Source organism: Flavobacterium sp. N3904 (assembly GCF_025947305.1).
GTDB lineage: Bacteria > Bacteroidota > Bacteroidia > Flavobacteriales > Flavobacteriaceae > Flavobacterium.
This window is the reverse complement of sequence record NZ_CP110009.1, coordinates 3,716,310-3,733,389: the sequence shown is the minus strand read 5'-3', so window position 1 is coordinate 3,733,389 and position 17,080 is coordinate 3,716,310. Positions and strand designations below refer to the sequence as shown.

Annotated in this window: 9 protein-coding genes; 4 read left to right on the top strand and 5 right to left on the bottom strand. The window is 35.1% G+C overall.

Translation table 11 applies throughout. The features are described 5' to 3' along the window. Positions 1–78: 78 nt before the first annotated feature. Positions 79–4,005 (bottom strand): starch-binding protein, encoded by a 3,927-nt coding sequence (locus OLM57_RS15845; protein WP_264564662.1) that lies wholly within the window; start codon positions 4,003–4,005, stop codon positions 79–81. A gap of 436 nt (positions 4,006–4,441) precedes the next feature. Between OLM57_RS15845 and lpdA the strand changes: the two genes are divergently transcribed. Then, on the top strand, positions 4,442–5,845 hold the full coding sequence (gene lpdA / locus OLM57_RS15840; RefSeq protein ID WP_264564661.1) for a dihydrolipoyl dehydrogenase: 1,404 nt from the start codon (positions 4,442–4,444) through the stop codon (positions 5,843–5,845). A gap of 78 nt (positions 5,846–5,923) precedes the next feature. On the opposite strand, the gene OLM57_RS15835 is transcribed toward lpdA, so the two are convergent. After that, a complete protein-coding gene (locus OLM57_RS15835; protein ID WP_264564660.1) occupies positions 5,924–6,298 on the bottom strand; it encodes a DoxX family protein in 375 nt (124 codons plus the stop codon). 154 nt (positions 6,299–6,452) lie between these two features. After that, positions 6,453–6,830: a DoxX family protein gene (locus OLM57_RS15830; protein WP_264564659.1), complete on the bottom strand. Its 378-nt coding sequence runs from the start codon at positions 6,828–6,830 to the stop codon at positions 6,453–6,455. Positions 6,831–7,218: 388 nt separating this feature from the next. Between OLM57_RS15830 and OLM57_RS15825 the strand changes: the two genes are divergently transcribed. The 3 genes from OLM57_RS15825 (at position 7,219) to OLM57_RS15815 (ending at position 11,989) form a co-directional block, all read left to right on the top strand. Then, complete coding sequence (locus OLM57_RS15825; protein ID WP_264564658.1) at positions 7,219–8,505, top strand: anthranilate synthase component I family protein; 1,287 nt, start codon at positions 7,219–7,221, stop codon at positions 8,503–8,505. 129 nt (positions 8,506–8,634) lie between these two features. After that, entirely contained in the window at positions 8,635–9,948 is a 1,314-nt protein-coding gene (gene tilS / locus OLM57_RS15820; protein WP_264564657.1) for a tRNA lysidine(34) synthetase TilS, read from the top strand. A 16-nt stretch (positions 9,949–9,964) separates the two neighbouring features. Beyond that, complete coding sequence (locus tag OLM57_RS15815) at positions 9,965–11,989, top strand: thioredoxin family protein (RefSeq protein ID WP_264564656.1); 2,025 nt, start codon at positions 9,965–9,967, stop codon at positions 11,987–11,989. Positions 11,990–12,045: 56 nt separating this feature from the next. On the opposite strand, the gene OLM57_RS15810 is transcribed toward OLM57_RS15815, so the two are convergent. Continuing rightward, entirely contained in the window at positions 12,046–14,943 is a 2,898-nt protein-coding gene (locus tag OLM57_RS15810) for an aminotransferase class III-fold pyridoxal phosphate-dependent enzyme (protein ID WP_264564655.1), read from the bottom strand. 272 nt (positions 14,944–15,215) lie between these two features. Further along, the gene (locus tag OLM57_RS15805) at positions 15,216–16,577 is read right to left on the bottom strand and encodes an ammonium transporter (RefSeq protein WP_264564654.1); all 1,362 of its coding nucleotides are present in this window, start codon (positions 16,575–16,577) and stop codon (positions 15,216–15,218) included. Positions 16,578–17,080: the final 503 nt, after the last annotated feature.

Sequence of the window (17,080 nt, the reverse complement as noted above, 5' to 3'; positions counted from 1 at the left end):
TAAACAGAAAAGCCGTTCTGAAACAATGTCAGAACGACTTTTTTTGCTAAAAGATTCTATAAATAAAAGAATATGAATCTATTTTTTAATTATTTTTTGCATGGTTTCATTTCCGTTTTCTAATCGGATGGTTACAAAATAGAGACCAACACTCAAACGACTTACATCAATGCTTCCTCCATTTAATTTTCCTTCCTGCACAATACTTCCCTGAGCCGAAATGATGCTGTAATTGCTTAAAGGACTTGTTGAACTAATTTGCAACGTCTCATTTACAGGATTCGGATACAAACGGATAAGATAAGTATCTTCTTGTGGGGTTGCTACTGATTTGGAATCCATTTTGGCGGTAGTTACACCCCAAGTGTAGGAGTATCCATTGGTTTTATTCAATAAATCAGGCGTCTGATTTGCAGCACCACTTGACCCGTTATTGAAAATTATATTTACAGATGTTGGGCCTGTTATTGTATATTTATAAAAACCATTTGTGTCTGCGGTCATTGTTACACCTGGCCAAGTAGTATTTGTAGCACTTCCTGCCGGTACAGCATTCCAATAATGTAATTTAGGAGCAGTCGTCCAGCTGGTTGGGGGTTTAAAATAAACGGTAAGAGTTGTGGCGGCACTGAAATTATAAATCTCAGTTTTAATTGCTGATGAAACTCCGGCTGTATTTTTTACAAACGCTTTTAAAGTAGTATTAGCAGTAAAAGCAAATGATTTTGTTCCAATTGCTGAAGTCGAAGCTGTTGTTGGAGTTGTTCCGTCTAAAGTGTAATAAATAGTAGAGGTGCTTTCGTTGGCTGTCAAAACAACATTTACAGTTGTTCCGGTTGTAAAGGTACCTCCAGGTTTTGAATTTGTGAAATCTGGAACAATAACAGGACATCTGTTAGCTGGTTCGGCGCTTAACCAAGCCGAATCATAATATTTAATTCCGGCTGAGGCTGTTAAATCTGCAGTTTTCAGATTTCCGTCATTAAATAATAAATTCGTAGCGCTTACGGTCGATGGAAAAGTATATTTATACCAACCTCCGCAATCTTGCGTCATCGCAATTCCCGGATACGTTACGGCTGGGGCAGTTCCAGTTGGCGACCAATAATAGACTTTCACAGTAGTGCTCCAGTTTGTTGGCTTTTTAAAATAAACCGTAAAGGTGCTTGGAGTATTGAATGTATAAGTCTCTGTTTTAATTGCAGAACTAACTCCAGCTGTGTTTTTTACAAACGCTTTTAAAGTTGTATTAGCAGTAAAAGCAAATGATTTTGTTCCAATTGCTGTTGAAGAAGCTATCGTAGGTGTTGTGCCGTCTAAAGTGTAATAAATTGTAGAGGTGCTTTCGTTGGCCGTTACTATGACATTTACAGTTGTTCCAGTGGTGAAAGTTCCTCCAGCCTGCGAGTTTGTAAAATCGGGAGCAACAATTGGGCATCTGTTTGTAGGTTCGGCACTTAGCCAGGCAGAATCATAATATTTAATTCCGGATGTAGTATTTAAGTCGGCTGTTTTTAGCGTTCCATCGTTAAATAATAAATTGGACGCAGTGACTGTCGTTGGGAAAGTATATTTGTACCAATCCCCGCAATCTTTTGTCATTGCTACTCCAGGATAGGTTACAACAGGAGCAGTTCCTGTTGGTGACCAATAATATATTTTTACAGCAGCATTCCAGTTGGCTGGTTTTTTAAAATAAACTGTGAATTCAGGAATTGCTCCAATGGTATATACTTTTGTTATAATTTCTGATGAGTTTCCATCTTTGTCTACAGCAAATGCTTTAATTGTTGTCGTTTGTGCTATAGTAATTGTTTTGGTAGATTCCACGAAACTTGATGAAAGAGTAGGAGTAGATCCATCTGTAGTATAATACAATTTTGGTTTTGGATCTGTGCTGTCTGTGGCCGTAACTGTTACATCTAAAGCTGTTGTGGAGTTAGTGGCATCTGGTGTAAATGCAACTTTTGGAGCTACATCCAAATTTTTTCCAACCCACACATGTTGAATTTTAGATTTAGCTACGTTTCCTTTTTTATCAGTCACTTCCACGTAATAATCCAATAGTTTTTCAGATATTCCTGCAATTTCGGCATAGTATTGACTGGCAATGACATCCGGTAGCATGTATAAATCGGCTTGAGGACTATTGGTGAAATTTCCTTTTGGGAAGACTCTTTCGGTCATTGGTAGCGATACCCATGTTCCAACTTCACTACCGCCAGCATAAGTTTCGTTTTGATTCGAACCCATAGTGTTCTTTCCGTCAACATCAACGCGGTATTTTAATTCTGATTTTTGAATACCACTCACATCGTAAGCAAAAGTATATACTGTAAAATCGGCTGAATTTAAAAACTCTTTATACGCATAAGGGGCGCCATATCCTTTTTCACCTGGATTATAAGGCCAACGTTGCGGAATGAAAACGGAGGGTTTTGTTGCATCTACACCAGGATGAGCATCCAGAGTAGGTTTTGCAAACTGTACACAACGGTTTACGGCAAGTGTCGTTTTTATTTCTAAATCTTCGGCCAGACCATAATAGGCATTTCCGCTGTCATAACCAGCCATCAAAAAATGCCAGGCTTTTTCAGCAGGGCTAACTGCGGCAGTTGGGTTTACAATTTCGCTCATTCTAAGATTGTTGCCTTCCAATTGCTCGGCCATGATGGCGTGGTTTTCACCTGCTGTGGTTATGGCTTGGTTCATCATGTCTTCTGTCCAGCCATTTGGATTGAATTTTTTGGTAACAGGATCAAAAAAGGGCCATAACCAGTTGGTAAATTGTGGATGCCCAAAATCACCATCAGCATTTACCCAAGCACCATCTTCTACATGGACTACTTCTGATTCGGGAACTGGATTGTCTTGTAAATATTGAGGTATTGTGGTTGGGATATTCCCATTAGCAGCCGATGCGTGTGAAAATCCTGTTACCGACTCATTGTAATAGGAAGAGCCACCACCCCATGCATTGTCTCCATCGTGAGCAAATAATACCAAAGGAGGCCTTGGAGATGTTGCCGCTTTGGCAACTATAGGAGCTATTAAAGAAGTGCCTATTGCGGCATATCCATCTTCGTAACTTTCATAATCGGCCATAGGCACCACAGTGATTTTGTATTCTTGTGCCGTTTCCGGATCAACATATTTTGCTTTATACGGAAGATACGAATACGGAACAGCAAACTGACCGCCACGAGCGTCTTTTTGAGCTGAAAACCAGGTGTTTCCTTTTGTATCTACCTGATCTGCTTTGTTGGGAACATCACACATAGTTCCGCCAGAGCCATATCTTACCGGATAATCGGATAAAGTTCGGGATAGATGACTGTTGGCTATCACCGACCATTCAATACCACATTCGGTTAACGTTTTTATAATTCTTTCAGAAAAAGCACATTCTGCAGGCCAATATCCTTTAGAATCGTGTGATCCAAATAATTGTGCTGAGTAATATTGATGCGCTTTTATTTCTTTTTTCAGCGCTTCATCACTTAATAGCGGAGAAAGTGCATGATGCATCGTAAAAGAAACCACTTCCATACGGGGGAAACCGCCAGAAGTTTTCCAGGCTTTTGCATCTTTAATATTCTGGGTCCATGAATTGGAATATCCCCATTGATTGGCTTGGGCAAGTTCATTAACGTTTTCCATCAGCGAGCCGCCATAGGTTATTTGCGCTCCTGCTTTGGATAAATCCCGAATAGAATTGATTGCATTTTTTGGAGCAAATTGATAAGCAGCTACGCGGTCACCAGTACCAAAAATTTCTTCAAGATTGTTGGTGGGATGTGCAAGTCCGTTTTTGTCATTATTTGCACCAGAAACTTTTAAATCTTGAGACTCTTTTACCATCTGGTATCGGTTCGGATTTTTCTTGCTGATATCTCCCCAGTAAGTAGGTTGATGAAGATGCCATAAATAAGTTGTATTCACTTGTGCTTTGACAAAAACAAAAGGAATGAGTAAGGCAAAAAATAATAGTAGGTTTTTTTTCATGAGTTGATTATTTACTATTTATATTGTTATTTTTTGTTAAATGTATATTTTATTAACATAAAAATTACAGTGTTTGTTTTTGTATGTCTACTATTACGTTGTAGTGTTTGTAACTTTGTTGTTTTTAACAAAAATCAAAAAAACTGTTTGTAATTTTAGTGTAATTAATTGTTTATTAATTGGTTGTGTAATACTTGGTTTTGATTTTAGTATTGTTAATATGAATTATAAAGCTGAGTAGTTTTTAAAGAGTATAGATGCTTTTGGTGCTCTATGTTGGTTAAGAGGTAAATTATGATTTGTTGTTTTTTATAAAAGGTTTTTCATTAATTCTTGATGAAATCGTTATAATTCGAACAAAAAACCTGAAACTTTAAACTTTAAACAAAACTTTATTCCTTAATTTTGCATCACTAAAAAATAAAACACACAAACTATGAGTTCATTTGACGTAGTCATTATAGGTTCTGGGCCAGGCGGATATGTTTCAGCTATTCGTTGTGCGCAGTTGGGTTTCAAAACTGCCATTATAGAAAAATACTCCACTCTTGGGGGAACATGCTTAAATGTTGGATGTATTCCATCTAAAGCATTGTTGTCCTCTTCACATCATTATGCCGAGATTAAGCATTTTGCAGATCACGGAATCGAAGTTTCGGGTGAAGTAAAAGTAAATTTGGAAAAAATGATTGCCCGCAAACAAAGCGTAGTAGATCAAACATCTGGAGGAATTAATTTCTTGATGGACAAAAATAAAGTTACTGTTTTTAATGGTTTAGGATCTTTTGTAGATGCAACTCATGTTGCTGTAGCCAAAGCTGACGGAACTTCAGAAACGATAGAAGCAAAAAATATCATTATAGCAACAGGTTCAAAACCATCTTCTTTGCCGTTTATCAAAATTGACAAAGAAAGAATCATCACTTCGACAGAAGCATTGGCTCTAAAAGAAGTACCAAAACACCTTGTAATTATTGGTGGTGGAGTTATTGGTATCGAATTGGGTCAAGTGTATTTACGATTGGGAGCACAAGTTTCAGTTGTGGAATTTATGGACCGAATTATTCCTGGAATGGATGGCGCTTTGTCTAAAGAATTGACCAAAGTCTTGAAAAAACAAGGAATGAAATTCTATGTTTCGCACAAAGTGAAATCGGTAGAAAGAAATGGAGATGCAGTGATTGTTCAAGCAGAAAATGCAAAAGGAGAAACTATCACTTTGGAAGGCGATTATTCTCTAGTTTCAGTTGGCCGTCGTCCTTATACTGATGGATTGAATGCCGACAAAGCAGGAGTTAAAATTTCGGATAGAGGACAAGTGGAAGTAAACGATCATCTGCAAACTTCTATTCCAAATATTTATGCCATTGGAGATGTTGTTCGTGGAGCGATGTTGGCTCACAAAGCTGAAGAAGAAGGAACTATGGTTGCAGAAATCATTGCGGGTCAAAAACCACATATCGATTATAACCTGATTCCAGGAGTGGTTTATACTTGGCCGGAGGTTGCGGCAGTTGGACAAACAGAAGAGCAATTGAAAGCGTCAGGAGTTGAATATAAAGTGGGAAGTTTTCCTTTCAAAGCATTGGGTCGTGCCAGAGCAAGTGGAGATTTGGATGGATTTGTAAAAATTCTTGCTGATGCAAAAACAGATGAAGTTCTTGGTGTGCACATGATTGGAGCCAGAACTGCCGATTTGATTGCCGAAGCAGTTACTGCCATGGAATTCAAAGCCTCTGCCGAAGACATTTCCAGAATGTCACATGCGCACCCCACTTTTGCGGAAGCGATAAAAGAAGCCGCATTGGCCGCAACTGATAATAGAGCTTTGCACGTATAGTTTTGGGCTTTTAAAAAACACAAAACCCTGTCAAGTTGTAAAACTAGACAGGGTTTTGTTATTATAAATGACTTTGGATTATGCTTCAAACAAGCCTTTGTAGCTATCCCATTTGGTGTAAATCAAAAAGATATTACCCACGAATAGGAAAGCCGCAACAGGAATGCCTTCTGGCGCTAAACAAATGTGGGTAAAAAGAATATTGATTGAAATTGGCATCAATAGTATGAATGATAATTTATTGAATTTTCCTGTAATAAAAGAAAGTCCGCAAAGGAGTTCCACTATTTTTACCAAAGGCATTAAATAGCCTGAAGCTTTTATTCCATCATTGAAAATTTTCATATTACCTTCCAAAGGTGGTTCTGGAAACAGATGCAAAAAATAGCTTATAGATGCGAAGAGTAATAATAATCCAATTAGCGAACGAATGATAATGGTAGCAATTTTCATAGTTTTTAAATTTTAAAGTTGTTTTTAATGATAAAATTGGTTCATTCAAATATAATTATTTTACAATAAAACAAGAAAAAAATAACTTTATCAAAAAAAAAAACATCTCATCGGTGAAAATGAAATGTCTTTAATTTAATGAGTTTAGTTTTGTTTAAGCGATAAACAAATGTTTATAGTGTTTCCAATAGGCGTAAAATAGTATTATATTTCCACAAAAAATAAATAAAGAAATGCTAAAACCAATTGGTGAAGAAGTGAAATAATTGATAAAAAGAATATTTATTGTAACGGGTAATACAATAATATTTGATAAAGTCACATATTTTTTTGACAAAAAAGATAAACCGCAAATAAATTCCACCACTTTTGAGATAGGTACTAAATAGACAGAAGGGACTAAACCAATTTGGAAAGCTTTGAAATCTCCAGTATTTTCCAGTTCAGGAATTAAGTTAAAAAAGTAACAAACGGGTAAAGAAATTAGTATTAGCCCAAGAGTGATTCGAAAAAAGAGGATTACATTTTTCATGGCATAATTTTTTTGATTAAATGTTCTAGTTAACGATTATATTATTTAAAGAGAATAATCAATATTAGATCCATTGCCATTAGTAACTTTCGGGCAAGAAAGTTGCGTCCATCTTCTTAACAAATATAATCAATTTTGATAAGAGTTTTATCGATTTTTAAGCTTTATTTGTTTGTAACTATTTGTTATCAAGGATATTGTTGTCTTTTTGTTTGTTTTTGTTTTGTGTTTTTTTGATAAAAAATGCAAAAATAAAGGTGAATAATCTTAAAATATTAATCGGTAACATTATTATTTATACAGAGCATACTAACCATTTTTTATGAAAATTCTATTTGAGAAGCGGTTTTTTTTATTGTAATTTTGAACTCCATAAATAGATTAATTTTTGAGAACTTCCATTTATAAAACAATTATAAACCCGCTTCAGTTTAAGCAAAAGATTATTTCTTGGGCGCAACAGTTTCGCGAAATAACGTTTTTAGACAGCAATTCATTTTTCAACGAATATTCCAGTTTCGACTGTATCCTGGCAGTTGATGCTTTTACGTCTCTAAAAACAGATTATCACAATGCTTTTGAGGATTTAAAACAATACCAGCAAACAACCAAAGATTGGTTATTTGGATATCTTTCGTATGATTTAAAAAACGATGTAGAGTATTTGCAATCTAATAATTTTGACGGTTTGAATTTTCCGGATCTGTTCTTTTTTCAGCCCAAAAAAATATTTTTATTGAAAGGAAATCAACTCGAAATTCAATATTTGAATATGTGTGATGATGAGGTTGAAGTTGATTTTGATGAAATAATTAATTTTGAAATCAATAATGATGTCATTTCGACCGCAGTCGAGGTAAAGCAACGTATTTCAAAACAAAATTATATAGAGAAGGTAAACAAATTACTTGAACACATCCATCACGGAGATTTGTATGAAGCCAATTTTTGTATGGAATTTTTTGCTGAAAAGGCTACAATTGATCCATTGACTAAATTCTTAAAATTAAATAGCATTTCACAGGCTCCGTTTACTGTTTTTTTGAAGAACAATAAGCAATTTTTACTTTCGGCTTCGCCTGAACGCTATTTGAAAAAAGAAGAAGAAAAACTAATTTCTCAGCCTATAAAAGGGACGGCCAAGCGATATTTGGATTCAATAGAAGATGAAAAAGCCAAGAATGATTTGGTACAAGATCCTAAAGAACGTGCCGAAAATATTATGATTACCGACTTGGTTCGAAATGATTTGTCAAGAACAGCACAAAAAGCGACGGTTGAAGTAAAAGAACTTTGCGGCATTTATTCTTTCTTGCAGGTGCATCAAATGATTTCGACGATAACTTCCAAAATTGACACTCAATATGCAGCAGTAGATACAATTAAAACTACTTTTCCGATGGGAAGTATGACGGGAGCACCCAAGTATGCGGCGATGAAAATCATCGAAGAATTGGAGGAAACCAAGCGTGGATTGTACAGTGGAGCAGTAGGTTATTTCACTCCAAATGGTGATTTCGATTTTAATGTGGTTATTCGTAGCATTTTGTACAACCAAGAAAATAAATATGTGTCTTTTTCCGTTGGAAGCGCCATAACCTCCTTATCCATTCCAGATAACGAATACGAAGAATGTTTGCTTAAAGCAAAAGCAATGCTTGAAGTTTTGCAATAATTGAGTTGTCATTGGATTAAATAATAATCAGTATTTTTGAAATATGAAATCACCATGAGTCTAAATTTGGAGTTGAAATGAAGATTGGCGATACCATATTCCTATAAAAAAAAACAATATTAACTTCGTATGAAAAACACACTTCAAAATCATATCGATCAGGAAATCCCTTTTTTGAAACAAAAAAAACTGCTTCTTGCTGTAAGCGGTGGCTTGGATAGTATGGTTTTGTTGCATTTATTCAATGAATTACACTATGATATTGCTATTGCCCATTGTAATTTTCAACTCAGAGGGATTGAAAGTTTTGGAGATCAAAAGTTTATACAGGATTATGCCGAAGTTAATGCAATTCCTATTTATGTAACTCAATTTGATACCGAAGCTTTTGCCAAAGATTATAAATTATCGACCCAGATTGCCGCAAGGGAATTACGATACAATTGGTTTTATGAATTGTTGGAAACAGAAAAGTTTGATTACTTACTTACCGCACATCATGCCGATGACAATTTGGAAACTTTTTTGATCAATCTCACCAGAGGAACCGGATTGGAAGGATTGACAGGAATTCCGGAGCAAAATAAAAAAATAATTCGACCTTTGCTTTTTTTATCCCGACTTGAAATTGAAAATTATGCAAAGGAACATAACATTCAATGGAGGGAAGACAGCAGTAATGCATCCGATAAATATTTAAGAAATAAAATACGCCATCATTTGATTCCAGTTTTGAAGGAGTTGAATCCCAATTTTATAACTTCTTTTTTAAAAACTGAAAGCTACCTTCAGGAATCTTTTGCTATGGTTGAAGACGCAGCAATTATGGTCTATCAGCAAGTGGCCAAGGAAGTGGATGATCAAATTCATTTTGATTTGAATCAATTGTTGAAATTACCCAATTACCAATCCTATTTGTATCAATGGCTTAAGGAATTTGGGTTTACGGCTTGGAAGGATATTTATGATTTGGTCGAAAGTCAATCTGGAAAACAGGTTTTTTCTGCTGATTATCGTTTGTTAAAAGATAGGGATTCATTGATTTTGTTGCCTATTGAAGATTTAGAAATTGTCCAAGAATTTTTTATTAATGCCAATCAGGCCGAAGTTAAGATTCCCTTAAATATGTCGTTTTGTAAAGTAACCGACATTTCGGTAGCCACAAATAAAACTATCTTTGTCGACGCTGATCAATTGGTTTTTCCATTGGTACTGCGCAAGTGGAAAACTGGTGATGTTTTCACGCCTTTTGGTTTGAACGGAAAATCAAAAAAAGTAAGCAAACTTTTTAAAGACGAAAAATTATCCTTGATAGAAAAAGAAAACACCTGGCTTTTGTGTTCGAACAATCAAATAGTTTGGGTTATCGGAATCCGTGCTGACAATCAATTTAAAACAACAGATAAGACCAAAAACATTCTTAAAATTGAATTAGAAAATTAGAAATTAGAAAAATAAAATGAAAAAAATACTTTTTATACTCCTTACTTTTTTCGCTTTTGCCAAAGGAAATGCCCAGGTATTGGATCCAGTTAAATGGACGACGACAATAGAAAAGAAATCCGAATCCAATTATATTTTGACTTTTAATGGTGTAATTGAAAAAGATTGGCATCTGTATTCCCAATTTACGCCAGATGGCGGACCACTGCCTTTGGAGATTATTTTTAAAGAGCAAAAAGGGAATTTTAATTTGGTAGGTAAAGCCAAAGAAAGTAAAACGACTACAGCCTTCAATGATATTTTTGGTGTAAACGAAACGTTCTTTCATGATAAAGCCCAAATTCAGCAAGAAATAACGCTAATCAATCCAAAAACTACTGCTATTCAAGCCGAATTGAATTATCAGGTTTGTAAAGAAGTTTGTATCAATCTGGAAAAGAAATTCACTTTTAAAATACCGAAAACTGAAGCAACAACAATTGTCACTACTCCAATAGCAGTTGTGAAATTGGATTCAACTAAGGTAGATACTGTAAGCACAGCTACTGTAGATAAAAAGGAAACTATTGAGCCGAAAGTGAAAAAGGATATCGAAACACCAAAACCTGATTCGCAAAGAGGATTATGGTCTATTTTCTTTATTGCTTTTTTCTCTGGATTTGCAGCTTTATTGACCCCTTGTGTTTTTCCTATGATTCCTATGACGGTTAGTTTTTTTACCAAACAGAGTAAAAACAAAGCCGCCGGAATTAGAAACGCCATTATTTATGGAATTTCGATTATTCTAATTTATGTGGTATTAGGATTTTTGGTCACCTGGATTTTTGGTGCCGATGCCCTCAATGCTTTGTCAACCAACGTTTGGTTTAATATTTTATTCTTTATTTTATTGGTAGTATTTGCTACATCGTTTCTTGGTGCTTTTGAAATTATGTTGCCTCATTCGTGGGCTAACAAAGTAGACAGTCAGGCTGATAGAGGGGGAATCATTGGTATATTGTTCATGGCATTAGCATTAGCAATTGTATCCTTTTCTTGCACGGGGCCTATTGTAGGAACGCTTTTGGTTGACGCAGCTTCCAAAGGAGGAATTGCTCCGATAATCGGGATGTTAGGTTTTTCATTGGCATTGGCTTTGCCTTTTATGCTTTTTGCAATGTTCCCAGGTTGGTTGAATTCTTTGCCAAGATCAGGAGGCTGGTTGAATACTGTAAAAGTTGTATTAGGATTTCTTGAATTGGCTTTGGCATTTAAATTTTTATCGAATGCCGATTTGGTGCTGCAATTGCATTTATTGGAAAGAGAAGTATTCTTGGTGATTTGGATTGCTATTTTTGGAGCATTGGCCTTTTACTTGTTTGGAAAAATTACTTTGCCACACGATAGCCCATTATCTCATATTTCAGTAGGTAGATTGTCGTTAGGTTTGATTGTTCTTTCTTTTACTATTTATCTAATTCCAGGACTTTGGGGAGCACCACTTAAATTGATTAGTGCTTTCCCACCTCCAATGGAATACAGTGAAAGTCCGCTTGGCGTAGGTAGTTCCAGTTCGGGAAATACTTCATCTGTAATTTTGCCGGAAGGTGCAAAATCAGGCCCCCATCAAATCGTAGTTTTTGATGATTATGACAAAGGATTGGCTTATGCCAAAACGGTTAATAAGCCTATAATGCTTGATTTCACAGGTCATGCTTGTGTAAATTGCAGAAAAATGGAAAATAATGTTTGGTCGGATGATAGCATACTTCCAATTTTGAAAAATGAAGTTGTTTTGATTTCATTGTATGTGGATGATAAGCGAGAATTACCAAAATCAGAACAGTTTGTCTCAAAATCAACCGGTGCCGAAATCGAAACGATTGGGGATAAATGGACTGATTTTATGATTACAAAATACAATACCAATACGCAACCTTTGTATGTTTTGACAGATTTAAATGGTAATGTTTTAAACACAAAACAGCCTACTATAAGTTATGTACCTGTTGCAGAATATCTAAGTTGGTTGAAAATAGGAATTGCAAACTTTAAAAAATAAAAATTAAAACCCAATCGTTAAAAGATTGGGTTTTTTGTATAAGAAAAGCAAGGGTTTTAATTTTCCATTTTGGTCAAAATCATTCGTAAAGTATCTACTACAAAAACAGCATTTTCTTTAGTAAAACACATAGGAGGTTTGATTTTAAGGATGTTATAATAATCTCCTGTTGGGTAAATTATAATTCCGTTTTGTTTCATCGTTTCCGACACCCACAATGCTTTTTGACTATCTGGAGTTCTTGATTTTTTGTCTTTAATCAAATCTACACCCAAATACATAGCGTGTCCGTAAACAGCTCCTACAGATTCGAATTCGTCAATTAGTTTTTCCAATTCTTGCTTTAGGAATCCGCCTACTTCAGCAGCATTTTGTTGTAATTTTTCGTCTTTTATAACATCTAAGACTGTATTCGCAATTTGGCAAGAAACTGGATTACCCGCAAAGGTGTTGAAATACGTATATTTTTCTTTATAAGCGTCAGCAATTTTTCGAGTTGTAATCACTGCAGAAACAGGATGTCCATTCCCCATTGGTTTTCCTAGAGTAACTATATCCGGCAAAACCTCTTCTTTTTGAAAACCCCAAAAATGACTTCCCATTCGACCAAAACCAATTTGTACTTCGTCGGCTATGCACACACCTCCCGCTTGATGAACAGATTCGTATACTTTTTTCAAATACCCTTTTGGCATTTCTACTCCACCGCCTGAGCCCAATAAAGATTCAGAGATGAAAGCTGCAACACCTCGGCCTTGAGAATGAATAAAGGCTATTTTTTCATCTGCATCTTGGGCGTAAAGTTCTGCTACATTGGGAGTGTCAGCTTTGTATTTCCCTCTAAAGGTATTGGGTTGTATTAGCGGATGCGTAAAGGGTCGTATACTTTTGGAGGCAGTGGGATTATCCATCAAGCAGGTGCTTATTTCATCTACAGCGGTGGTGTTTCCGTGGTATTCGCCATCAATAACCAATATATCATTTTGGTTGGTGTAAGCTCTTGCTAATCGCAAAGCGAGATCATTGGCTTCGCTTCCGGTGCAGGTATAGAAAACCACTTGCAAAGACTCTGGGAAATACTGTAATAATCGCTCGGCATAATTGATGTTGTCTTCATACAAAAAGCGGGCATTGGTATTTAGTTTTTGAAGTTGCTTGGTGGCTACTTCCACTATTTTTGGATGAGAATGACCAATATGTGCCACATTATTTATAGCATCCAAATAGACTTGACCATCATCGCCAATGAGGTATTGTTGCCAACCGCGTACGAGATTCATCGGTTTTTGATAGTAGTATTCTTGAGCTTGTTGAATAATTTTATTTCTGCGTGTTTCTAATGTTTGGGTGTCTAAAATATCTTTTTTAGATTTTAATTGTAGAAAGACAGTAGGATCAGGACATAGAATTTCCCAACCCATTCTTTCGCTAGGACGACAATAAGTTGGTGCATTGCCCGATGCATCTATTTGTATAAAAACATGAGAAGGGAATGGTGAATCTGGGTTTTCAGTTGTAATTATTCCTAAAGTTTCGCCTTGTTTTAGATTGGTTCCAATTTCTAAATTAGAATCGACTCCAATAATATAAATGTAAAAATCACTAGTTTTGAAAATGAGTTTGTCAGTAGTTTGTTTTATAAAAGTGATATTGGTTGGCGCATAAATTGGAGTGCCAATTGGAGCAAAGGCATATATTCCTAAAGCAATTGTTTCAGTTTCCTGAGTACAAAAAGTATAGGGTTGTAATGTAGGCGTAAATGCTGTAGTAATTCCGAAACCATTTTCCAGTTTGGCCTTGATGTTTTTTTTACAAGCTTCCGGAGAGGTCCAAGCACCGTCATTATAGATATCGGAGGATGGACTGATGTCAATTGTTTTTAAGTTTACTGTTTCTTTAAAAAGGGAAGTGATTTTGTTTGTTTTAAAATAATCATGAAATTTTTTCACTACATCACTTTCTAAATTGCAAGCTTTTAGAAAAAGAGCAGTTGCAAAATCATTTTTCGCTAAAGAAAGCTGCTGAAACATTTCGCGATCGGCTATGGCTTGTTTTTTAACGTATTCATTATCGGGTTCCATAGACAACTGTCGAGCAGATGCGCTTACAATTGTTGCAGACCTCAATTGAATTAAAGGATATAACAATTGGACTTCTTCTTTTGTAATCGGAAAAACTTCGTGGTACGCTTTTATTACTTCGTAGGCGTCAGCAAATGGAGTTGGACTTCCAGTCATAGCCGATTCTAAAGCTAAAACTGCCAATTCTCCTATTGTCCATGAAAGGCAAACATCGCCAAAATCGATTATCCCTTGTATTTGATTTCCTGAATCATCAAGTAAAAGATTGTATCGTGTTAAATCGGCATGGATGATGCTTCTGCGGACTTTATTGATGTCTGGAATTTTGGTTTTCCAATTTTCCATGATGGCCAAAATAGCACTTTTTGTATTTCCTTCTTCAACAAATGTAACCCAGTTTTCTAATAACGAAGCCGATTGTTGTAAATCCCATTGCAAAGGTCTTTCGGCAGCTTCATGCGAAAAAGAATCCAGTCGATTTGAAATTTGCCCAACAAATGTTCCGATGTTTTGTAATAGTTTATTTGAACGATAAGGGACTGAAGAAAGCATTGTACCTTCTAAGAAATTTAATACTCTCCACCAATGTGATTGCATAAAAAGCATTGATTTTTCATCTTTAGAGCGTATTATTTTTGGAATTGCATTTCCTTGTAAATGATTTAATGATTGATTTTGGAGATCAAGCCAAGGCTCCGGAGTTTCTATATTGGCAATTTTAAGCACGTATTTACACCCATCTGTAGATTTTACTAAAAAATTCTGATCCAAATAACTGTCTAACGGCTTTAGTGAACCTGTAATTCCCCAATGTTGTTCTAATACCGATAAAGCGTCTTCGGCTGTGAATGTTGGGCAAGTGGATATATTCATGAGGATTATTTTATAAAATCTATTAATGTAAATTTTTTATAAAATAAATAAATATTTGTTTGTTTTACAAGTAAAATATTAAAAATTGTAAAATTGTTAATTTATGCTTATTTGTGTGGAAAAATAATATTGCGAACAATAAAAGCGTATCTCTTAATTTAATAAATGTAAATGGGTAGAAATGATTATTTAAATTTAGTTTTTTTGAATAAAAAAACACTCTAAAATTAAATTCTAGAGTGTTTTTAGGTAATTATTTGGAAATTGAGTTTTTACAAAAATTCTCCGTGTTGAGAAATATCTAATCCTAATTCTTCTTTTTCTTCAGTTACTCTCAAAGGTGTAATTTTATTTACAATAAAGAATAAAGCATAAGAAACAGAGAAAGCAAATATGGAAACAATAACTAATGCTTTTAATTGAATTAAAAATAAAGTTGGATCACCAAATATCAAACCTTGGTTATCACCTACAATTGGATTGATTGCTTTTGAAGCAAATACACCAGTTAAAAGCATACCTACCATACCACCAACACCGTGACAAGCAAATACGTCTAGAGCATCATCAATTTTTCCTTTAGGGAATTTACTCACAACAAGGTTACTTACTACACTGGCGATGATACCAATTGCAATTGCATGAGGAATGCTTACAAATCCAGCAGCAGGAGTTATAGCAACTAGTCCTACCACGGCACCAATAGAAGCGCCCATTGCTGAAAGTTTGTGACCAAGAATTTTATCAAGGAATACCCATGCCATTGCAGCAGCAGCAGCAGCAACAGTTGTAGTTCCTAATGCTTGAGCAGCAAGACTACCTGCACCTGCAGCAGATCCAGCGTTGAAACCGAACCAACCGAACCATAATAAACCAGTTCCTAATAATACATAAGTAATACGAGCTGGATTTGCTTTTTGTACTTTTCTTTTTCCTAAGAAGATTGCTCCTGCCAAAGCAGCCCAACCAGCACTCATGTGTACTACAGTTCCACCAGCAAAATCTAATACTCCCCAATTGAAGAATAATCCATCAGGATGCCAAGTCATATGACATAATGGAGCATATACAAATAATATAAACAATACCATAAATAATAAGTAAGCCCAGAATCGAACTCTTTCAGCAAATGCTCCAGTGATTAAAGCGGGAGTGATGATGGCAAATTTTGCTTGAAACAAGGCAAACAAAATAAATGGAATTGTTGGAGCTAATTCCCAAGCTGTATTGGCACTTACACCATTGAAAAATAAATTTGCAGATGGATTACCTATAAAACCGCCAGATATAATTTTACCTGCTTCATCTCTTACTGCTCCTATTGAAGGTCCGAAACATAATCCAAATCCAATTACAACCCATAACACAGTTACAATGACCATGGCCATATAACTTTGTAACATGGTACTAATGACATTTTTTTTGCCTACCATTCCTCCATAAAAGAATCCGAGTCCTGGAGTCATTAATAATACAAGGGCCGTGGCTACAATCATCCAAGCTGTGTCTCCCGTGTCTAATTTTAGCGGTATAACATGTGCTCCTAATGTTGGTGATTCAACAAAGAAATGAATTGAAAAAATAGATAGTACCAGAATAGTGATTAGTATCACACTTAAAATAATTTTTCGCATAGTTTTTTGGTTTTTAATTTTTTATAAATGTATTAAATCAATGCATACCTACAAAAAAATATAGGGTTGTGTGTGTATTTTTATGAATATTGTATTAAGTACCCTTATATTTTGAGGGGTATTTAATTTTTAATGTCAAAATGTAGAATGTGCTAATGAAATTTTAAGTTTTTTTTAAGTTTTGTTCTTTAATTGGTAAATTATATGTGAAATAATCGCCTATTTTGGCAGTTGAACGGAATTTTTGTTAATGATAACTTAAAACTTCTATAAATAACTAATTTTTATAAGTGCCCGTTCTTTTAATTTATTAAGATGATTTGTTCAGTTAACTTTTTTTTTCTTATTATTATAGGTGTTTTTACATATTTGTAATTATGTTTAAAAAAATCTCTTAAAATTATAAAAAAAAATATTTATGTTTTGTTTAAATAATTAGCAGTTTTATATGTTCATACCTGCTGAGCGTGTTTGGGCTGCAATAAGGTATTTGTTTTTCTAAT

Excerpts from the sequence above, each read along its gene's own strand:
- OLM57_RS15845 (WP_264564662.1), bottom strand. The coding sequence starts at position 4,005 with ATGAAAAAAAACCTACTATTATTTTTTGCCTTACTCATTCCTTTTGTT.
- lpdA (WP_264564661.1), top strand. The coding sequence starts at position 4,442 with ATGAGTTCATTTGACGTAGTCATTATAGGTTCTGGGCCAGGCGGATAT.
- OLM57_RS15835 (WP_264564660.1), bottom strand. The coding sequence starts at position 6,298 with ATGAAAATTGCTACCATTATCATTCGTTCGCTAATTGGATTATTATTA.
- OLM57_RS15830 (WP_264564659.1), bottom strand. The coding sequence starts at position 6,830 with ATGAAAAATGTAATCCTCTTTTTTCGAATCACTCTTGGGCTAATACTA.
- tilS (WP_264564657.1), top strand. The coding sequence starts at position 8,635 with ATGAAAAACACACTTCAAAATCATATCGATCAGGAAATCCCTTTTTTG.
- OLM57_RS15815 (WP_264564656.1), top strand. The coding sequence starts at position 9,965 with ATGAAAAAAATACTTTTTATACTCCTTACTTTTTTCGCTTTTGCCAAA.
- OLM57_RS15810 (WP_264564655.1), bottom strand. The coding sequence starts at position 14,943 with ATGAATATATCCACTTGCCCAACATTCACAGCCGAAGACGCTTTATCG.
- OLM57_RS15805 (WP_264564654.1), bottom strand. The coding sequence starts at position 16,577 with ATGCGAAAAATTATTTTAAGTGTGATACTAATCACTATTCTGGTACTA.